This is a genomic window from Bradyrhizobium sp. Pa8 (genome assembly GCF_052588265.1).
Genome location: NZ_CP176767.1, coordinates 738,522 through 757,315, shown reverse-complemented (window position 1 = coordinate 757,315; position 18,794 = coordinate 738,522). Strand labels below are relative to the sequence as shown.

The 18,794-nt window shown below is 56.6% G+C and carries 18 protein-coding genes and 1 pseudogene; 7 read left to right on the top strand and 12 right to left on the bottom strand.

Annotation, left to right across the window (positions count from 1 at the left end; genetic code table 11):
- The first annotated feature begins 1 nt into the window (after nucleotide 1).
- The gene (tnpA, locus tag ACKWRH_RS03570) at nucleotides 2-391 is read left to right on the top strand and encodes an IS66-like element accessory protein TnpA (RefSeq protein ID WP_445219345.1); all 390 of its coding nucleotides are present in this window, start codon (nucleotides 2-4) and stop codon (nucleotides 389-391) included.
- Entirely contained in the window at nucleotides 385-588 is a 204-nt protein-coding gene (gene tnpB / locus ACKWRH_RS03565) for an IS66 family insertion sequence element accessory protein TnpB (protein WP_445219344.1), read from the top strand. The genes tnpA and tnpB (ACKWRH_RS03565) overlap by 7 nt, the downstream gene beginning before the upstream one ends.
- Here tnpB (ACKWRH_RS03565) and tnpC read toward each other — a convergent pair.
- A complete protein-coding gene (gene tnpC / locus ACKWRH_RS03560; protein ID WP_445219343.1) occupies nucleotides 545-1,732 on the bottom strand; it encodes an IS66 family transposase in 1,188 nt (395 codons plus the stop codon). The genes tnpB (ACKWRH_RS03565) and tnpC overlap by 44 nt on opposite strands.
- 49 nt (nucleotides 1,733-1,781) lie before the next feature.
- Between tnpC and ACKWRH_RS03555 the strand changes: the two are divergent.
- Nucleotides 1,782-2,818 (top strand): annotated as a pseudogene (locus ACKWRH_RS03555) (IS481 family transposase).
- Between the two features lie 56 nt (nucleotides 2,819-2,874).
- Here ACKWRH_RS03555 and ACKWRH_RS03550 read toward each other — a convergent pair.
- The 3 genes from ACKWRH_RS03550 to ACKWRH_RS03540 all read right to left on the bottom strand — a co-directional run bounded on the left by ACKWRH_RS03550 (nucleotide 2,875) and on the right by ACKWRH_RS03540 (nucleotide 3,806).
- Complete coding sequence (locus ACKWRH_RS03550; protein ID WP_445219342.1) at nucleotides 2,875-3,198, bottom strand: transposase domain-containing protein; 324 nt, start codon at nucleotides 3,196-3,198, stop codon at nucleotides 2,875-2,877.
- Nucleotides 3,199-3,267: 69 nt separating this feature from the next.
- The gene (gene tnpB, locus ACKWRH_RS03545; protein WP_445219341.1) at nucleotides 3,268-3,621 is read right to left on the bottom strand and encodes an IS66 family insertion sequence element accessory protein TnpB; all 354 of its coding nucleotides are present in this window, start codon (nucleotides 3,619-3,621) and stop codon (nucleotides 3,268-3,270) included.
- Nucleotides 3,618-3,806 (bottom strand): hypothetical protein, encoded by a 189-nt coding sequence (locus tag ACKWRH_RS03540; RefSeq protein ID WP_445222640.1) that lies wholly within the window; start codon nucleotides 3,804-3,806, stop codon nucleotides 3,618-3,620. The genes tnpB (ACKWRH_RS03545) and ACKWRH_RS03540 overlap by 4 nt, the downstream gene beginning before the upstream one ends.
- 314 nt (nucleotides 3,807-4,120) lie before the next feature.
- On the opposite strand from ACKWRH_RS03540, the gene tnpB (ACKWRH_RS03535) reads away from it, so the two are divergent.
- Complete coding sequence (tnpB, locus tag ACKWRH_RS03535) at nucleotides 4,121-4,378, top strand: IS66 family insertion sequence element accessory protein TnpB (RefSeq protein ID WP_445219340.1); 258 nt, start codon at nucleotides 4,121-4,123, stop codon at nucleotides 4,376-4,378.
- Nucleotides 4,379-4,596: 218 nt separating this feature from the next.
- Here tnpB (ACKWRH_RS03535) and ACKWRH_RS03530 read toward each other — a convergent pair whose 3' ends face one another.
- Entirely contained in the window at nucleotides 4,597-6,390 is a 1,794-nt protein-coding gene (locus ACKWRH_RS03530; RefSeq protein WP_445219339.1) for a di-heme-cytochrome C peroxidase, read from the bottom strand.
- 695 nt (nucleotides 6,391-7,085) lie between these two features.
- On the opposite strand from ACKWRH_RS03530, the gene ACKWRH_RS03525 reads away from it, so the two are divergent.
- From ACKWRH_RS03525 to ACKWRH_RS03515, 3 genes are all read left to right on the top strand, one after another.
- Nucleotides 7,086-8,789: an AAA family ATPase gene (locus ACKWRH_RS03525; RefSeq protein ID WP_445219338.1), complete on the top strand. Its 1,704-nt coding sequence runs from the start codon at nucleotides 7,086-7,088 to the stop codon at nucleotides 8,787-8,789.
- On the top strand, nucleotides 8,786-10,090 hold the full coding sequence (locus ACKWRH_RS03520; protein WP_445219337.1) for a hypothetical protein: 1,305 nt from the start codon (nucleotides 8,786-8,788) through the stop codon (nucleotides 10,088-10,090). The genes ACKWRH_RS03525 and ACKWRH_RS03520 overlap by 4 nt, the downstream gene beginning before the upstream one ends.
- A gap of 64 nt (nucleotides 10,091-10,154) precedes the next feature.
- Nucleotides 10,155-11,330: a DNA methyltransferase gene (locus tag ACKWRH_RS03515; RefSeq protein ID WP_445219336.1), complete on the top strand. Its 1,176-nt coding sequence runs from the start codon at nucleotides 10,155-10,157 to the stop codon at nucleotides 11,328-11,330.
- Here ACKWRH_RS03515 and ACKWRH_RS03510 read toward each other — a convergent pair.
- The 7 genes from ACKWRH_RS03510 to ACKWRH_RS03480 all read right to left on the bottom strand — a co-directional run bounded on the left by ACKWRH_RS03510 (nucleotide 11,327) and on the right by ACKWRH_RS03480 (nucleotide 17,534).
- Nucleotides 11,327-13,489: a phage infection protein gene (locus ACKWRH_RS03510; protein WP_445219335.1), complete on the bottom strand. Its 2,163-nt coding sequence runs from the start codon at nucleotides 13,487-13,489 to the stop codon at nucleotides 11,327-11,329. The genes ACKWRH_RS03515 and ACKWRH_RS03510 overlap by 4 nt on opposite strands.
- A gap of 258 nt (nucleotides 13,490-13,747) precedes the next feature.
- Nucleotides 13,748-14,026, bottom strand: a complete 279-nt coding sequence (locus ACKWRH_RS03505) for a helix-turn-helix domain-containing protein (protein ID WP_445219334.1) — start codon at nucleotides 14,024-14,026, stop codon at nucleotides 13,748-13,750.
- Between the two features lie 679 nt (nucleotides 14,027-14,705).
- Nucleotides 14,706-15,026, bottom strand: a complete 321-nt coding sequence (locus tag ACKWRH_RS03500) for a DUF3768 domain-containing protein (RefSeq protein WP_445219333.1) — start codon at nucleotides 15,024-15,026, stop codon at nucleotides 14,706-14,708.
- Nucleotides 15,027-15,178: 152 nt separating this feature from the next.
- Entirely contained in the window at nucleotides 15,179-15,424 is a 246-nt protein-coding gene (locus tag ACKWRH_RS03495; RefSeq protein WP_445219332.1) for a hypothetical protein, read from the bottom strand.
- 208 nt (nucleotides 15,425-15,632) lie between these two features.
- On the bottom strand, nucleotides 15,633-15,875 hold the full coding sequence (locus tag ACKWRH_RS03490; RefSeq protein WP_445219331.1) for a hypothetical protein: 243 nt from the start codon (nucleotides 15,873-15,875) through the stop codon (nucleotides 15,633-15,635).
- Nucleotides 15,841-16,803, bottom strand: a complete 963-nt coding sequence (locus ACKWRH_RS03485; protein ID WP_445219330.1) for a type IV secretory system conjugative DNA transfer family protein — start codon at nucleotides 16,801-16,803, stop codon at nucleotides 15,841-15,843. Before ACKWRH_RS03485 ends, ACKWRH_RS03490 begins: the two co-directional genes overlap by 35 nt.
- A gap of 515 nt (nucleotides 16,804-17,318) precedes the next feature.
- Nucleotides 17,319-17,534 (bottom strand): cold-shock protein, encoded by a 216-nt coding sequence (locus ACKWRH_RS03480; RefSeq protein WP_445219329.1) that lies wholly within the window; start codon nucleotides 17,532-17,534, stop codon nucleotides 17,319-17,321.
- Nucleotides 17,535-18,794: the final 1,260 nt, after the last annotated feature.

Here is an 18,794-nt window from a genome sequence, read left to right as displayed (position 1 = left end):
GTTGTCACCGCGTATTGAAGTGTTCGCAGGCGCAGGTCGCAAGCGCTGGCCGGATGATTTGAAGGCGCAGATTGCTGCGGAAAGCCTCGAGCCGGGGGCGGTTGTCACAGACGTCGCCCGTCGCCATGGCTGCCGGCCTCAGCAGGTGCACGACTGGCGTCGCTTGGCGCGTTTGGGCCAGATGGTATTGCCGGCGTCGGCGGACACGCTGTCGTTCGTGCCGGTGGTGTCGGAATCGGCGTTGCCGGCGGCTGCAAACCTCTCCGGGTCGCCGGAAGCCGCCGTTGTGACGGTTGAGTTCCAGGGCGCGCGCGTGGAGGTGCGCGGGGCACCTGGCCTTGCTGTATTGAGTGATGTGTTCATTGCGCTCCGACGGACACGTTCATGCTGACGCCACCCGGGAACCTTGCGATTTACATGGCGACGCAACCTGTGGACTTCAGAAAAGGTGCGGAGGGCTTGGCGCTTTTGGCGAAGGAGACGCTGGGCCATGATCCGATGAGGGGCGTGGCGGTGGTGTTCCGTAAGCGCTTAGCCGGGACCCTTATTGGGGCTGGCTTGACGATTTGCGGAATCGCCACGGCATGAGGTGTTCGATCCTGCTATGAGGGTGGCCGTCGATGATCGCCTCGAGTGTTTCGGCGATGTAGGCAGCCGGGTTGACGTCGTTGAGCTTGCAGGTGGCGACGATCGACGCGAGCAAGGCCCAGTTTTCTGCCCCGATTTCGTTACCGGCGAAGAGCGCATTTTTCCTGGTCAGGCAAACTGGCCGGATGGCGTTCTCGACCGGGTTGGTGTCGAGCTCGAGGCGCCCGTCTCCGAGGAAGCGGGTCAGCCCCTGCCAATGATTGAGCGCATAGCGGATGTCTTCGGCCAGTGTCGAGCCGCTGGAGATCATGGACAGCTGCTTCTCGAACCACATTTTTAAAGCGGCGACGAGAGCCAACGAATGCTCCTTTCGCGCGGCGAGCCGGACGTCTGGCGATGAGCCGCGTACCAAGGCTTCGATGGCGTAAAGCTGTGCGATGTGCCGAACGGCGGCCTCGGCGATCGGCGATTTGCTGTTACGGGCCGATTTGACGAAGCGCCGGCGCAAATGGCTCCAGCAATGCACGAGCGTCCACGGCCCTTGCGGTCGATCGACTTCGGCCAGCCGGTCATAGCCGTCATAGGCATCGCATTGCAGGAAGCATCCGCCAAAGCCGTCGAGGAACTGCTGCGCGAAGGCACCGCTGCGACCGGGGGCATATCTGAACAACACGATTGGTGGACTTGGACCGCTGTGGCCGCGGTCGTCTGAGGCGATCGCCCAGAAGTAGCCTTTCTTCGTTTGGCCGCGCCCGGGATCGAGTACCGGTGCCGTGGTTTCGTCCATGAACAGGCGATCCGCCATGGCCAGTTGGCGACGCATGTGGTCCGCGATAGGTTGAAGATGGAAGCAGGCGCGACCGGACCAGTTGCCCAGTGTCGCCCGATCAAGCCGGATGCCCTGGCGCGCATAGATCTCGGCCTGACGATAAAACGGCGTGTGGTCGCCAAACTTGGAGACGATCACGTGCGCGATAGCCGCTTCGGTCGGCAGCCCGCTGGGCACGACGTGCTCCGGTGCGTGCGCCTGCACGACGGGGCCCGAGCACCGGCGACAGATGTATTTGTAGAAGTTTCGACTTAATCTTACAGCATGGTTCGAAACTGGCAGGGAACGGAGCTGCGGGCGAGCGGGAGCGCTCACCCAAACGGGCGCTCCCGCGCAGCCCGCAGCGTCTCACAGGAGACGTCCCATGACACAAGAGCAGAAGGTCATTCGCGCGAAGGTGGGCATGCTGGAACTGGCGAAGCAGCTTGGCAATGTCAGCCAAGCCTGTCGGATGATGGGCTATAGCCGCGATAGCTTCTATCGGTTCAAGGAACTGTACGACAAAGGCGGTGAGCTGGCGCTGGCCGAGATCAGCCGCAAGAAACCGATTCCGAAGAACCGTGTAGCGCCTGAGATCGAGGCCGAGGTGGTGGAGCTGGCGATCGAGCAACCGGCATGGGGCCAGGTGCGGGTGAGCAACGAACTGAGACGCCAAGGTCTGTCGATCTCGCCATTTGGCGTACGCGCGGTGTGGCTGCGTCATGACCTTGCCAACGTCAAGAAACGGCTGACGGCGCTGGAGGCCAAGATGGCCCAGGACGGCCTGGTGTTGACCGAGGCCCAACTCGTCGCGCTGGAGAAGGCCAAGTCCGAAAAAGAGGCGCATGGCGAGTTCGAGAGCGAGTGCCCCGGCTATTGCGGTGCGCAGGACACCTTCTATGTTGGCAACATGAAGGGCGTGGGTCGGATCTATCAGCAGACCTTCATCGACACCTACAGCAAAGTGGCGTTCGCCAAGCTGTATGACCGCAAGACGCCGATCACGGCGGCAGAGCTGCTCAATGACCGCGTGGTGCCGTTCTTCGATGCGCAGGATATCCCGCTCAGCCGGATCCTGACCGACCGCGGCACAGAGTATTGCGGCAATCCGGAGCATCACGAGTACGAACTGTATCTCGCCGTCGAGGACATCGATCACACCCGCACCAAGACCAAGAGCCCGCAGACCACTGCATTGTCGAGCGTTTTCATCGCACCGTGCTCGAAGAGTTCTACCGCGTCGCGTTCCGCAAGAAGATTTATCCGAGCATCCTCGCGCTGCAGGGCGATCTCGATGAGTGGATTGCCGCTTACAATGAGACACGTCCACATCAGGGCCGCTGGTGTTACGGCAAGACGCCGATGCAAACCTGGCTTGACGCGCGGTCTTTGGCGAGGGAGAAATGGCTGCCGGCCGCATGAGGTCGGACATCAGATCTTTGTCGGACACCTGCCGCGACAAAGCACCGGCTGTCAGCTCAAGTCTCTACTTTTACAGAGCCTTGATCCGGATCGCTCCGCGATCGGCCCTTAATCACAGCCGCGGCTCTCTCCTGCGCCGCGTCCAGGATCCCTTGGGCGATCTCCGCGTCTTCCAACGGCAAGTGATACTGATCTGGCCGCAGCTTCTCGGACTTCGCGCCGAACCTGTCGCGCCGCAATTCGCCGAGGATGACCTCCAGCCGACGCCGGGCTTCCTCCGACGCCGCCAGCGCCCCCTGATGCTCGCTCAAGGCCGCCTGCGTTTGCGCCAAAAGCGCTTTCAGTTGTTCATTTTCGTCGCGCAGCGTCGCGATGCTCATGCGCTATTTCGAGCACATCGCCGCCGCGCGTGCCACGTTCAAAATAGCAGCCGAGTCATTCGGCCGCAGTTATCCAGCCGCCTGAGGACGCCGCGCTTCTTCCGGGCGGACCAATCTCCAATCCAGCCCCTCGAACAAGGCCGCGAACATCGCCGGCGATATCCGCATCACGCCGTCCGCGATCGTTGGCCAAACAAACTTGCAACCTTCGAGGCGCTTGTGCACCAACACCAGGCCCGTTCGATCCCAGACCAAAATCTTGATCCGGTCCGCTCGTTTCGATCGGAACACGAAGGCTGCGCCGCTGAACGGGTCGAGACGAAGCATCTCCTGCACCTTCGCTGCAAGCCCATCATGGCCACACCGGAAGTCGATCGGCCGCGTCGCGATGTAAATCTTCAGATCAGAACCGACCGCGATCATCGTGACGCTCGCACCGCACGGATCACCCGGGACAACTGCTCGGCATCGATGGCCGTATCTGTCCGCAGCACGACATCACCGATCGCGATCTCAAGCTTGATCGCCGGAGCCTGACGCTCCTCTAACGCACGTTCCACGACCAGCGGCGCAAATGTCGGCGGGGACGCCTCACACAGCGGCAACATGCCTCGCTGTCGAAACCGCCGTCGCCAATCGTAGATCTGCCAGCGCGTCGCTCCGTGCCTGCGCGCCACCTCGGATACCTGGGCGCCGGGTAGCAGACTCTCACAGCGATCCGGGCTCTCTCTGCTTCCGACCGAATTCGACGTCCTGAGGGCCCTTCAAGGATTTCCAACCGGCTCACCGACCCCGTCGGTGAGCCGTCCAAATGGACGTCCTTTTTGCTGTCCAATCCCATCCCAAACCTCCGTCCAAGCCGGAGGCTTCTTTCGCACAGCTATACGGATCCCGAAGCAAGGGTTCCGGCTAAGCGCTTACGGTGTTCCGTGCGAAGCGCGCCGATCGAGTGAAGATCGTTGTCTGGGATGGCAGCGGCCTTGTAATGTACTGGAAGCGGCTCGATGGCGGCGGCTTCAAATGGCCACCCATCGTGGCCGGCGTGATGCGGATGAATGCGGCCCAGCTGTCAGCACTGGTGGCGGCAAAGGCACGCAACTCGGCTGGATCGCTCGGCAGCTCATCGGGCAAATCACTCATTGGCCCGAGCTTGCCATGCTTCGCGTCACGATGGTATTGAGATCGTGTCATGTGGAGCCTCCGCAAACGACGCGGACGGTAAAATGGCTACAATCTTGTAAGCCATCACTCAGACTCATCGAGCAGTTGTGCCGAATGAGATCTCCTCTTCCACGCTCGTGCCAACTACGAGAGCTTGATTGATAAAGGTCACATGCCCAGGGTCGTATCGTGACCAGCATGTCCGAAAACCGCTCAAATGGGGAACGCTGCAGCGGGTCACAGTGTCTTTAGGTATTCAAGCAACGCTTTCTTGTCTTGGTCGCTCAAACTCGTCCCGTACTCGTGGCCACATCGGCTATTACCAGAATTGTTGTCACTACAATCCGTTACGGATCGTGTTTCGCTCAGCGGCTCCTGGGTGGTCGCAAGACCAACGTTTTCGATGTCGTATTTCCGTCCAACGCTAAACTGTGATGTGCGCTGCGCCGAGGGCTTGAGCATTTCCGACAGCGTAGGGACCGAACCGTTGTGAAGATAGGGGGCAGCGGCCCAAATACCCTGCAGAACGCGAGCCTCGTAGGCGCCGCTTGGAGGGAGCTGGCTAGAAGAAGCTCTATCCGTTCGCTGCCGCTTGGCCCTTTTTGTCGCTTCCGAGGTGCTGGCAGTATCGAATGCCGTTAGCAGATCCTGCAGCGTTGGCGGTAGTCGTACCAGCCCCAGAGACTCCGGTGTGTCGGACGACCCCGGATCTGGCGCCGCGGCGACCCGCGCGTTGGTGGAAGCGGCGCCGCCGGTCAACACGTGTTCTGCGATTGAACCAATAACCGAGGTGGCAAGAATGTTAAGAACCTGGTCATTGTCCTTCAGTGGGGCGGTTGCCAGGGGAATGTACGCTCCTTTCAGCACGCCGGTATTCGCTTTCCAAGCGAGGACATCGTATTCCCGTGTATCGGTACCAACGTTCTGGATCGCAGTTCTCCACGTCTTGATGAATGGAAAGCGTTGCTCGCCTTCTTGAATTCCATGGCATGCGCTACATCCCCCTTCGGCGGTATCCCTTTCAAAAATCAGCTTGCCCTTGGTCGCCAGGGCAGCGTCAATCTTCCAAGGCCATTTCGGAGGGCCAATTCGCTTCACCAAGTTTTCGAGCTCGCTCAGGCCGTCAAAGTTTGCGGAATTATTGTTGAGGAAATTAATGACCGCCCCCTGACGTTTCGGTTCGAACGTAGCGAAAACCCCCAGAACCTCGCCCACGTTCCGTGCCAACCCCAAGATGTCACTTCCGTTTTTTGCGAATGCCGGCCACTGCGTCTTGTCTTGCCGCGTCGCGTTCCAAAGGAATGGGTATCTCACTGGAGCGTCAGCCGTTTTGATGTTTTCCGGGATCATGAAGTCGGGTGGCGAGCCGATGTCCAATCCCGATACGCGGTTGAAGATCATTCCGACTGCATCCAGACGGCCAACTCCCCAGCCGTTCTTGGGCAGTGCGCGCACCATGAGGGTGTGGAACCGCAAGTACCAAGCATCTACCTGTCGACGAAGATCCGCAACGTCAGTCGCATCTGGCGTTGCGGACCGCAGAACAGCTGCAGCAAACGGAGCGAACGAGCTATCGCTGGCAATCACGTCGCCGACTGCCTTGTCCAAATCGCTAAGCAGTGCGTAGAAGTCCACAAACGCCGGACCACCATCGACGCGATACACCCTGCCGTCAACTTCAATCTGGCGCGTGTGACATGCGGAGCAGGTCATGCCGACGACCTGAAAGTCTTGAGGGCCAGAAGCGTGAAAGCCGACGGGGAGGTTGGCCGTGTTTCCAGGGCTCGGTAGATAGCCGTACCGTGATAGACCATCCGCGATGAACGGCTGTCCGTTCCTTTGCTTCAGGGCCTGCATCCAGGACAATGTGATCAAGCGCGAGCCCTGATCGCGCGAATAGAAGTCCGCCCTCGCTGTCGCGCTCCAATCGGTACCTTGGTCAGCATAGATAGGATTGGCGTCGGCTCCCTGCGCGCTCGATCTTGTCGTCACGACAAACGTTAAGCCGATCAGAAAGAGAGTGCGTATCATTGTATGACCTACCGTTTCATCGTTAGAACCGCCTGAAGAAATGTTCGCGACACGAACTTCCTCGCGGTCGCGGCAAATTGGGGTCGCCCTCTCGCCTGCCTATCAATGCAGCCTGAAGATCGCCTGATGATTAGCCATTAAGGGCGCGGGCCGACCTAAGTTCAACCTACCAGGCTTGGGAGTGGCACCGGCTCGCTGGTGTATCGGTATCCGCTTCGTTGGCGCTGTTCGCGAATTCGATGGAGAGGTCGATACAGCCGCCGCAAATGCAACGTCGATATCGGCCGGCCTGCCCGACACAGGCCCGGTGAAGGGTAAGGATGCAGCGGTCGCGAGGAGGGCGAGAGCCGAAGCCGACCAGCGGGCGTCGGACGTTGCTATTCGGGATGGTGGCGCGACAACGCTCTTGGCAACAGCCGACGAGTTGAACGACCGGGAGATGATAACGCCGCGGGGTGGGAGGTGGCGCTCATCCGCCGTGGCAAACCTGCTACAGCGGCTAAAGGCCTGACCGGGACGACAGTTGAGCGGATGGATTTCCGCCGTCGCGGGCTTCGCGGTCACCTCTTGCATTTTGTCCCTCTGCGCGATGTCGGCCGGATAGACGATCTGACATCGAGAAATCTACCCCGTGCACCTTCAAGCAGCCTAGCGAATCGGCGTAAACCAATGAGATTCGGTGGTTCTGGAAGCCCATGCCCTATTTCACCCAAGACCATATATCGCACGCTCTGGAAGTCTTGCCGGAGCAGACGCATCAGTCTTTGATCAGCTTTCTTGCAATGTTGCGGGACGGAGTGCCCATTTCACCCACTCCATCGAAGACGTTCGGCAGCGCACAAGAGACGTCGCTTTTGCGGGACTATTTTCAACCATCCGGCGGCAGCTCAGCCAGGCCATGGTATGTGCCCTTCGGAAAAGCCATCGCGGGTTTGACGCCTTGGCGTCCCAAGCACCATGCTGGGACGAGTTTGCAGCGCATGCGTACGGGCAAACAGTTCGTATACAGGCAGGGCAGCGATACAGCGAATGATCTTTGGTCGTTTGATCCAGACCTTCTAACGGTCCTTTCGGCACGGCATAGCGACGTAATTGGTCGCATCCCAATATCGATCCACAATCTCGCAACTTGGTGCTATCGACAAAAGGATGTCGCGTCGCAGAAGGCCGCCATTGCCCAATTCGTTGAGGAGTTTCACCTCAGGACTTACGGCCTAGTTGGGGCAATCTTCTCGGATGATGGGGACGCGGTGCTGTCCTCGATTCCGCTCGGCGCGAGTCTATTAAGTGATGCGGATATTTTGGCGCTGCTTGTGCCGCCCGGTTCTGTTGCAGCTGCTTCCGCAAGCGTCACATCAACTGATGATTCGCAGCCTGCTTCCCCTGACGAGGAGGATTTTACGTGGGAAGTTGATGGCGATGATCTTAGTGCGGCACTTGGCGGCCTTGCCGGGGTGGAGGAATCGGCCTTTCGCGCTGCCTCAGCGCTAAGGGCGGGCATGCATGTGATCTTCACTGGTCCGCCCGGCACTGGGAAAACGCAACTTGCGAGGAGGCTTTGCGGGGCGTCCGGAATTCCCTGGACCATGGCGGCGGCTACCGATCAATGGACCACCATCGATACAATTGGCGGATATCTACCCTCTGCAGTGCTTCCGGGGCAGTTGGATTTCCAACCCGGTTTTGTGACCGCCGCACTCAAGCAACGCCGGACACTGATCATAGATGAGATCAATCGTGCGGACATCGATAAGGCATTTGGAGAGTTGTTCACTCTTTTGAGCGGCCATGCCGTCGATTTGCCGTATGTGACGAGAGACGCGGTCGGCGGTGCCGCTCCGCGAAGAATTCAACTTGCGATGGAGGAAGCTACAGCCGATGAGGCGCTTGAGATAATCAGAGTGCCGAACTGGTGGCGGATCATCGGTTCGATGAATGATGCAGATAAAGCGAGTCTGAAGCGCCTATCATATGCATTCATTCGGCGCTTCGCGTTCATTCCCGTGATGGTCCCAAGTGCGGAGGTGTATAAAGGACTTATTGATGTTGGAGCAGGTGAAGGCAGCGCCGGTCTGAAGCCAGCGAAAACGGACTTCCTTGATGCATTGAAGGGCATCTTTGCTGAAACTGACGGTCTAGCTTCGTTCGGGATGGCGATGGGTTACGCCATACCAGAGGCGATAATGCGCCATGCAAGAGGTGAGCTCGCGCTGGATTCCGCTAGGACGATTGAGGGGCTGCTATTGTCAGGCCTCGAGTTGTTTGTTGCGCCGCAATTCCAAGGGCGGGCAGACAAGCACGAGGACTTGGTCAAGCTAGTTAAGCGATTCATTATTACTCCGAATGCGATTGACCGGTTCGAAACCACGTTGTCGGTTTGGACAGGGTTTGTCGATTGAGCCTTTCGCAGCAATGGAAAGAGTTCGTACTCGATCCCAGGCGAGCCGGCCGGTATCTGTCAAGCATTGGGGCTTCTGTCGAGGCGAGCCAAGCCCCTGCTATTGAGCCGAATGTAGTGCAGCATTTTCTGGACGCATTGTCCGCAGCCTCCACGGACGTTTGGTTTCTAGGATCGGTAGTTGATCTACTCTCTGCCGGCTATGCGTCGTTCTGCACGCAAGCGTTACCGGCCTTGCTCGATTCATTGTCAAATGAACATCTCGGTGAGAACGCTGTGGTGGGTCCGGCGCTAAGGGGCAACGTTCGATGGGACCTGACCGCTACGGCCCGCCAGTCGGGACGCATTTCGCCGGTTCAATTCATCACGCGGCTTCCGGCTCGAAGTTTTGCTCTTCCAGAAAATCAGTTGGTGAGATGGCTGGTCGATAGCCTAGAGCGCTCGCTTCGCGAGGTCGAAGAGCGCATCGGGTCTAAGGCACTCCCGCTGCAGCTGCAAATGATTCGCGACGGATGTCGTGAGGCCAATAGGCATCCCTGGTTCAAGGACGTTCCATCTCCAAGGGTGCTTGAAGCTAACATGATTACGTCTGCCCAGCGACAGAGATTGCCGGCCTACCGGCTAGCGGCAGCGCTTTCGCAGCAGCGCCGGCAAATGGTGGACCGAAACAGGGCGAGTAGGTGGCTTTCAGTTCGCGAATTGCTATTAGTGAACTGGCTCTCACCATTAGACGAAGACGACCTTTTTGAACTGTACGGTCTCACTCTAGTGCTGGACGTCCTGGAGCACGAAGCGGCATTTGGGCCTCCCCATCAGTACGGCTTGGCGATATCGGGGCGGGCTCACGTCGCTCGGTTCGTACGAGGTGCGTCAACTGTCACTGTTTACTTCGACCAGTCGCCCGTGACTTTTCTTGGGTGCCACTCTGCGCAGCTTGCGATCCAAGAAGCTCACCTGGGAGTGAGATCCTCTCCGCTGCGACCAGACATTGTGATCGTCCACGAGAAAGATGACGAACGCCACGTCGTTTTTGTGGAAGCAAAGAACTCATGGCGGGGAAGCTACCTCAGCGACGGCATTTACAAGGGGCTGGCTTATATCGCCGACTTTAATGACATGTGGCGCCCCAACCAGTCGAATCCAAAAGTGGTTCTGCTCGTACCCGAAGACGTCGGATTGAGACCAGAAGTCGCTCTCAATTCAACGAGTGTGGTTTTGGTGTCGTCGTTTGACAGGCGGACGTTTGCTGCCGGTATTAAAACAGCGTTGACAGTAGACGACGGCAAGCGTGACCACCATTGACCATCTATGGCAAGTTCTGGCATAGAAACGCCGTTGGCGTAGTGGGCAATGATTCGGAGGGGAAATGCTCCAGCGACTTTTCACGCTTCAGGAGCTTGAAGGGGTACTCAAAGTATCCATTTCCACCCTCCGTCGAGCAGTCCGCTCTGGTCAGCTTGCCCACGTAAGAGCGGGCGACAGGGGGCAAATCCGCGTTTCAGAAGATGCGGTGAATGCGTATCTCGGTCGGGAATGTACGCCCCAAGAGGCTTCGCTCAAACAAGCTGACCCGCAGGCTTCTCCGAACGATATCCCAGGTGTCGAGACACCGCGAGTTAAAGTTCGTGAAGGAAGTGTCGGCCGCCGATTGACCTATAAAATATTGGCGGCTGACGTCTCAGACGGCCTGAAGTCATTGGCGTCGGAGTCGGTCGACTGTGCGGTGACCTCACCCGCTTATTTTTGGCAGCGCGATTACGGCTATCAAGGCCAAATCGGCCATGAGGCGACAATTCAGGCTTACGTTGACGCGCTCGTTAAGCCGTTCGAGGAATTGCGCAGGGTCCTAAAGGAAAGAGGGACCTTCTTTCTGAACATCGGGGATGCCTACTACAATGCGAAAGGCCGCCCGCATGGACGTGATCGAAAAAGCGCTGGACGCCAGCTAGCAAGAGCCAAACTCCGGGCGGTAGATGGTCCAGGGCTAGGTCTCCCGCGGAAATCGCTCATCGGTCTTCCCTGGCGTGTAGCGCTTGCCATGCAGCAATCTGGGTGGACGTTGCGGACCGCAGTGATTTGGGAGCGCCCCGGCTGCTTGAGTGAGCCCACAGCGCACGATCGGCCACACCGCACCTTTGAGCACGTTTTTATGTTCTCGAAGGGGCCAAAATATTTCTTCGATCGATCCGCGTTGAATGGCGAGGAAGATATCTGGCGGATTGCCGCTCGACCTGAAAATCCCTTCAGCCACGCGGCGCCATATCCGATCGAGCTTGTTGATCGTTGTTTGGCTTGCGGATGCCCGGAGGGCGGGGTTGTACTCGACCCGTTTCTTGGTTCGGGCACGACAGCCATGTCGGCGCTTCGCTCCGGGAGGTCTGTCATTGGAATCGACATGAACGAGAGCTATTGCGAGGAGGCTGAACGCCGCATCTTGAAAGAGCGGGATAACAGCGCAACGAAATCGCGCGCCCTATCTAGCAAAAGGCTCGCTTCAGAAGGCAAAGCTGCGAGAACACTGCGGGAAGCTAAACGACGCTAACTAAGCGTCTCGACATCTCGATACAGCTTTCGGAGATGATCGTCGGACATATCAATGATGGGCTCATACATGAAAGAGTTCAGGTGGATATTCTCCGGGGTCATCAGCATTACCCTTTCGATAATGGCGATGTTGGCGGCTTCAGCCGTGAACCGCTTCTTGTACTCTCTTAGTAACCTGGGCGTTTGAGCCGAAGTTATGCCGGCTAGCAGTTTCTCATCCTTGATTTGTTCCGCCATGAACTTCTCGGCGGAGAGCCGCGTGGCTATCGACAGCACGACTTTGTTTTCGAAATTCATTCCTTCCGTGGCTTTGAGGCATTCCTTGGCCGCGGTGAAAATGTCCGACAGTACAGAACCCGTACCATCGGCCAGCGTTATCGTTGAATGGAACACGCGATTGTAGACCTCGGCTAATGCATTCCGCGTGATCGTGGTGCTGTCCGCCTTCCAATGCAGCAAAGACGTCAGAGTCCCGTAGTCCGCATCGGCGTCGCCCTTCGTGAATTCAACGAGGTTGCGAATGAACGGTATGGAGGCAATTTGCTTCTTTGCATCCGAGTGAAAGTTCAACTTCCAGTCATTCACAAAGATGTTCTTTATGCCGGCGGCCTTCTGTAGCGAAAGTCCAGCAGAGCTTTTCGATGCCATGTAGCAATAGTCGTAGTCTACAAATCTGCTGTTTACGGTACGGAAAAAATCGAAATTGTGCGTGAGGATTATCTGATTAAACGTTTCATCATCCGCTATGTCCTTCAGGTATTGGATGATTGCGTACTTATTTTTGTAGTCGAAAGAATCAGCGATATCATCAACGATAAGGACAGTCTTCTGGTTTGCAGCTCGCCGCGCCTGGATTTCAAAAATAATGTTCAGAACGTATAGGGCTTTCTTCTCTCCAGTGCTGAGCGCCGAGATAAGTGCGTCCCGGTCAACGGATGTGCTCTCACTGCCGTCCTTAAAGATGAAGCCAAGGTTCAAAACGGGGTCTTCACCGAGCATGACCGAGATTTTGTTCTTTGCGACAAGCTCGAATGGCACAAAGAAACGATCGTTGAAAATCTCAATAGTCTCTTCCCAGCGGGTTCGTTCGGCGGCAGCCTCTTTTTCGATCTCGGCTTTCCTTTTCTCTACTGCGCGGTAGTGAGCTAGCAATTCCTTAAACAGGTCGATATTCGCGAATATGTACGACTTCCAGACCTCTTCCCGAAAGGCGTCAACGTTTGCCAGCTGGGCTAACAAATCTTCACGTTGTTCGATGTAAGACTGGAAGTCGCGCACCGTAGCATTCTTTTGCATAAGTTTTTCGATTTCTGAAAACTTCTTTCTGAGGGTTGCATCGTTTGTAATGCCCTCCTTTTCCTTGGCTATAAGGCTCTCTAGGTCCTTCGCATTGCTTATTTCGAGACGCGTCCCAGATACAAGATTGATCGAGTGGTTCGCTTTGAAGAAGCCGTGGTCAGCGAGGCTTTTCGCTACTGACGCAGCATTGTAATAGTTGAAAGTACCCCGTTTGAAGTATGTCGATTTGGCTAAGAGCTCATTGTACTTTTTGATGTAATCCTCGATGGCTGTTTTGACGTCTTTCGTCGCGAGGAGACCAAGAACTTTATCATCGAAGACTGTGTCGTAATCGACATCACTGAACGGGGCGGACTTTTGAGCAAGCACCTCGGATTCGATGCGGAATAGAGCTTTCGCGAACTGATCTTCATTTGCCGTGAATGTCCGTGAGATCTCCTTTTCGATATCTCGCTTTGATCCGGATTGGGTCCGGAGTGCTTTGACGAGATTGTCTTTGCATTCCTCGATTGCCTCGTGCAGGCTGAGGTATTCCTGCTTAAGTTTTGCGTTTATGAGCAGGGTCGACGTCTTCTCATTGTTCCCAAAAATCTCGTCATAGGGCCGAACGACCAGCACAGCATCCTCGGCAAGGGGAGCACCGTCGATGGTAATAGTTCGCCTTGTCGTGCGCGTGGGGAATATTCGGTCTTTTGATGGCTGGCCGTCTGCGATGTCCTGGAACGTCGTCGCCAATGAGGATTTCATTGCCCCATTGGGAGCGTAGATCGCGAACGCTCTCGCCTTTTTGAAATCGAAGTCCGCCTTGAGCTTCTTGATCCCGTAGCAGTTCTCGAGGTCTACACTGATCTTAGTCATCACATGCCCCAATAATATGCAGCACATCGTAGGGCCCGGGCTTGGCTGAGCCGAGGGCCGTTTCCACTTATCCACGAAGATCATTAGCTATCGGCGTGAGCAGGTGATTGGCCGGGACGCGCTATTCGTGCTACATATCGGGGAACTGGCTGGCCGCTTAGTCTGCTGCCCCGGGTCGTGCTACGGGAGGCGATGAATGCCGCGGGTCTCTCACCTGCTTAGGCGTAATCGATCTCGGTCACCAGGTCGCGGGAATAGCTATTCCTTCCTACGACGTGGACGCAGCTTGCGACCTTTAGGCAAGGCCTTGAGGGTCCCCGCACGTTTGGATGGCCGGACAAAAAATTCAGATAAATGAACGCCCAGCGTTTCGGCGATACGGTCGAGAATATCAATCGTCGGGTTTTTCGATTGCCGCTCAAGACTAGCCATGTAGGACCGATCGATCCCGGCGTCGCAAGCCAATTTTTCTTGCGAAATGCCGCGTTTCAGGCGGATCCAACGGACGTTCCAAGCAACAAGCGCACGAGTTTTCATGCGGCGAAGCATCCCATACGTCCGGCCCGTCAAACCACTGGGCATAACCCACTATCTTGTTTGCCGCGCGGCACTGACGTCTTGGTCCTCATCACCGATTGCGCAATCGGTCGGGCTTATTGATTGAACCAATTACTTACAGGAGATTTCGAGAGTGGTGATGGGGATCGTGAAGCGGTTCAACGCAACCAAGGGGTCATAGAAAATACCCTCGCAATGAAGCGAGGGTCAAAAAGATCGTCCGAGTAAATCCGCACTGGTTGGGCTCTACGGCATCACGCCGCAAGTCGGGTCTACCAACGATCCCCGCAACGGGCGACCAGCCCGCTAGATGCTTATTCCGCAGCGTCATGAAGGGAGGCGGATAAGGTCAGTGTCTCGCGCGATCGACGCGGCACCCCTCTTCGAGATGGTTTCTGAAGCAAGCCCCGCCTGGGCAGGGCTGGAAAGAAACGGGCTACCCATCTGCGAGACGAAAGCTTGGTCACTGAGGGGACGCATCAAGCCCAGCAAAAATCTCCGAGCAGCACGGGATGCCGTGATTTGAGACGCGCCGCCCCCCCCCTGCTGCTCAGTTCGTGAAATTCAACCTGACAGAAAGAATAGGGTCAAAACGTGTAGGACCATAGAGCACGTTCTACAGCGGCCTTCGTGATCGAAGGTGACAATTTTGATCCTATCAGTACTCTGCGGCAAGCATGAGGGTTAGGACTCGCATGGTCTTCTCAGGGTCTGCAGGGTCGTCAGAGCCGAACTCGCACCGCTTGTCGTAATAGTCTATCTTCCAAAAGAACCTCCGACCGACCAGATCGAAGCTGCCGAAGTCGTGCTCGTCATACGGATCGTTGTTCTCGGTGAATTCAGCGAAGTTCGCCACTTGAACGAGCGCTTCAGCCTTCACGCAGTCCGGCAGTTCATTGACGCCTGATGTCATCATTACCTTGCCGCCGCTAAACGTGCGGCGGAAGGCGTCGTTGAGAAGAGCAATCCTATTCGTCATCGCTCTCCTCCGCGTCTTCGCTTTTGTACGGCGAGATATGACATGCGCCGCAGTGCGGGCAGTCATTGTCGCACTGTGCGGACCACACGTTCGTCCACTCGCGACCGCGCTCTGGGCAGTGATAGAAGTTTCGGACCTGCATGGCTGATCTCTTAGATGAGACCGGCGAGCACAAGTACCGACACGACGGTGTTGCCACCGCAGGCCTCGCAGAACCCCCGGTCCTGATCCGGCTCCATGTTTGCCGTGTGATCACATCCTTCCGTTATACAGATGGCGGGACATGCCGAGTCCTTAAGGGCGACCACCAACAGAAGATCGTCGAGGCTTTGGAAGCCTTCGAGATCGCAGAGCTTCATTAGCTTTACGGCCTTGTACGAAAGGGCAATCGTGGACATGTTCTTCTCCTCACTACCGTCAGCCCGAACCATTCGGGTGCCGGATAGCGAGGCGGAGCTGCGCCGTCCTCAAAACAGCAACAGATCGATCCTCCGTCTCGCTACCGACATCCGAATTGGCGCCGGAAAGAACAATGTCCGAGCGCGATCGTACTTCAGGAGAAAAACGGGTGGTAGACACGGGATTATGCCAGTTTGGCAAATGTCGCTATAGCGGCTCAAGCGTCGCGGCGCTGAAAGGTATTGATGGCGTTCCATCGATCATAAGCTTGAGATAGATGCGGTGGTTTGGCAGCCTCAAGAGATCGATTTCCGAAAACCGGCTCTGGAATTCTCGAACGAGATATGGAGCATCCTCGACGCCGACACGGAATGAGATGATAGAGCCGACGTTGCCGAGAACTGCATGGCGCACTTCAGGAGCAAGCTGGTTCAGATATTGATGCGCCACGGTGAAGCCGACTCGGTACTTTGCGAAGCTCGGAGAACATGTTCGCCAGCGCGACCGTGGTAAAGCTCTGAAACTCGTCGACGTAGACGAAGAAGTCCCGACGTTTGTTTTGTCGAGTGTCGGCCCGGCTAAAGGCGGCCAGGCCAATCGTTGTGACGAGCAATCCGCCAAGGAGCGACGAGCTATCTTCCCCAATGTGCCCCTTCGCCAGATTGACCAAGAGAATCTTGCCTTCGTCCATGATCCGGCGGATATGCAAATCCTCCTCGGGGGCCGTTAATATCCGATCGAGCAGCGGATCAGCCAGAAACGCTCCGACCTTGTTCTGGATCGGCGCGGTGCCGTCAGCGCGATAGCCAAATGAGAATCGCTCAAACTCATTGAGCAGAAACGTCCGGACGGTTTCATTCCGGAGGGATTTGGCCGTTCTTTTACGAAACTCGTTGTCAGAGAATATGCGCAACACGTCATGGAGCGTCGCGTCCGGTTGCTCCAAGAGGGCCATCAGAACATTTCGTAAGATGTGCTCCATACGCACGCCCCATGCGTCCGGCCACATCTTCTTAAAGACATCCATCATGCCGGAAGCCGCGAGAGCAATACGATCTTCGCTGACGTGACGAAGAGGGTTATAACCGTATGGCTGATTTGGGTTGGTTGCGTCGAGGTACACTACCCTATCGGTATGTGTTGCCGAAATGCGCGAAGCGATGCGGGCAACAAGATCGCCATGCGGATCAATGAGCGCAAAGCCGTTTCCGCGCGCCAAATCCTGGAGGGCCATCGTTTCGATGAGCGTCGATTTGCCTGTGCCGGTCTTCCCGATCACATACATATGCAATAGTCGATCTTCGTCATTGATACCAAAGACACGATCATCATTGCGGAAATCGACCCGCGCAAAGCGAGTGGTGTGATCGGCATCCATATTGGATACGCATGGTTTCGTTTCTTGTTCTCCTGGGCAAGGCCGACGGATTCGCCAAATGGCGGTAATGGATTTTGTCTGAATGTTGCGAAGCGCCACTATCAACTGAGGACCTGGCATATCACTCGAACCTGTGAATTTTGGTGATGCTTGGTCTTACAATCTGTGTCCCGTAAGGAAGTATTATTGGAGGGCGATCATCCAGGTTCGAAAGCTTCTATCATTGCAGAGAGTGTGGCCCGGGAGGAATGACATGCGGCCGGCACAACGTGATGACGGTTGTTCGCTTGGCGGCGGCCCTCACATCTCCCTACAGAGCCAACGCGAAGGAGTTTCTGATGCATTCCAGTGAGTACCCGAGTGAAATCTGTGCTCAGCCGAGTAGACAGATTTTTACTCGAGTGCTGCTTCGGAAAACGTCTGCTGCGTTTGCCTCACCCGGCATAAACGCTTGCCAGGGACGAACTCGCCGTCTTTGCTCTGTTTGAACAATCTTGAACACCTACTTCGGCGCTTCAATCGATCAACCTGACCTCGGCAGCTCTGTACTTTGAGCGCCGTTTGTTGAAGCAAAGATCGAACGTCACGCGCGTGCCCGGCACCAGATCGGTACCTATGCAGTTGCGTAGTTCGGACATGTGCACGAACAAATCCTCGCCGCTGCGATCATCAGGCCTTATGAAGCCCCAGCCCTTTTCAACACTGTACGAAACTACCGTTCCAGTCTGCATCTTTGCTATCTTTGCTCTAGCTTGTCGAGATTGGAAGATCGTACATTGACGTTTACGCGACGATATGGAGTCGCGAGCTATGCCTGCGCGGCTGCTTCGGAGGTGCGGGTACACTTTCCTAACTTGCGCGGAGCAAAGATCTCGCGGGCATGACGGTTTCGGCTCCCGCGGCTTAGGGAGACACTGATTCGGTCCTTACCCCCTTCGCGTTCGTGCCCGCGTAGGACATAGCGGCGGCGAGCGTGACCGAAACCGGTCGCCGGTTGAAGATCCTGTTTCATATCGCCTCACAGCACCAGCGGGACGGGCCAGACGCTAGCGGCGACGCGGCGCCGAGCCCGCCCCTAACATCACCGCATCTGGAGTAATCGGTGATGCTGCCTCGAACGGAGCGAGGGCCGTGCCGAATCGAGACTCGGAGGTCCTGCAGGCGCTTCGTAGCGGGGCTGTATGATCAAGTTGTCGACATTGGTCTGAAAGCTGACGATCAACGCCAACATTGTCTGAGCTTCCTGGTCCTGGCTGACTACGGACCAATGTCGGGATCACGGTCGCTTGTCGGATCCCCTATCCCCGCTCGTCCGGATGGGTTGCGACAGCAAGGCTAGCCTAACGCGCAGAAATGACCCAACCAAGGCGCCGAGTATGACGCGCCCGAATGCGAAGCCGCGGTGGAAGCGCTAATGATTGTTGGAGAGCGAGGCCGACTTCGGTCCGGAGGGACTTGTCCGCGTTCAACTGCGAAAAAGGAATGAGGCCGCGAGACGATGCAGTCCCGCGGCCTCGCCACCGGAATCTCGCGAAAAAACCGTTTAAATATGAAATCCCTCCGCCGGTGTTCCTCCAGTAGAACACCGTGTTCATAAAATTGACAATCCGGGCGGCTACGGAGAAAGGAGCTGATGGGCGACACTCGCGGATTCTTGAGCGCTCACGCTCGATCGAACCTGCGATCCAGTCAATGTTATCATTGCGTTGCTCAGATGGGCTCCGTCCTGCTGTCGCCGAAGAAGACCTCCGCGATTGGCGCGCTTAGCGCAAATCCGCCTTTCACCGGTTCTTTCCGCGGCCTGAAAGCAAAAGAGTTGGGCTGCACCTGTTTTGGAGCGCGGTTGAACGTGCGTTCTTCTCGCCTTGCTTTCGAATCGGGTTTCGCGCCGAAACTCCATTCCGAATTTGGATACCGAACACCTGGCGGTCATTCCGAAGATCGCCGCGTGCGAAGCACGCAATTTGTCCTCCATCCATACTGGAAATGAA

What these genes read in the sequence shown, in the direction of transcription:
- tnpB (WP_445219344.1), top strand. Translation starts at nt 385, where the DNA reads ATGCTGACGCCACCCGGGAACCTTGCGATTTACATGGCGACGCAACCT.
- ACKWRH_RS03550 (WP_445219342.1), bottom strand. Translation starts at nt 3,198, where the DNA reads ATGAGCATCGCGACGCTGCGCGACGAAAATGAACAACTGAAAGCGCTT.
- tnpB (WP_445219341.1), bottom strand. Translation starts at nt 3,621, where the DNA reads ATGATCGCGGTCGGTTCTGATCTGAAGATTTACATCGCGACGCGGCCG.
- ACKWRH_RS03540 (WP_445222640.1), bottom strand. Translation starts at nt 3,806, where the DNA reads ATGTTGCCGCTGTGTGAGGCGTCCCCGCCGACATTTGCGCCGCTGGTC.
- ACKWRH_RS03530 (WP_445219339.1), bottom strand. Translation starts at nt 6,390, where the DNA reads ATGATACGCACTCTCTTTCTGATCGGCTTAACGTTTGTCGTGACGACA.
- ACKWRH_RS03525 (WP_445219338.1), top strand. Translation starts at nt 7,086, where the DNA reads ATGCCCTATTTCACCCAAGACCATATATCGCACGCTCTGGAAGTCTTG.
- ACKWRH_RS03515 (WP_445219336.1), top strand. Translation starts at nt 10,155, where the DNA reads ATGCTCCAGCGACTTTTCACGCTTCAGGAGCTTGAAGGGGTACTCAAA.
- ACKWRH_RS03510 (WP_445219335.1), bottom strand. Translation starts at nt 13,489, where the DNA reads ATGACTAAGATCAGTGTAGACCTCGAGAACTGCTACGGGATCAAGAAG.
- ACKWRH_RS03505 (WP_445219334.1), bottom strand. Translation starts at nt 14,026, where the DNA reads ATGAAAACTCGTGCGCTTGTTGCTTGGAACGTCCGTTGGATCCGCCTG.
- ACKWRH_RS03500 (WP_445219333.1), bottom strand. Translation starts at nt 15,026, where the DNA reads ATGACGAATAGGATTGCTCTTCTCAACGACGCCTTCCGCCGCACGTTT.
- ACKWRH_RS03495 (WP_445219332.1), bottom strand. Translation starts at nt 15,424, where the DNA reads ATGTCCACGATTGCCCTTTCGTACAAGGCCGTAAAGCTAATGAAGCTC.
- ACKWRH_RS03485 (WP_445219330.1), bottom strand. Translation starts at nt 16,803, where the DNA reads ATGGATGCCGATCACACCACTCGCTTTGCGCGGGTCGATTTCCGCAAT.
- ACKWRH_RS03480 (WP_445219329.1), bottom strand. Translation starts at nt 17,534, where the DNA reads ATGCAGACTGGAACGGTAGTTTCGTACAGTGTTGAAAAGGGCTGGGGC.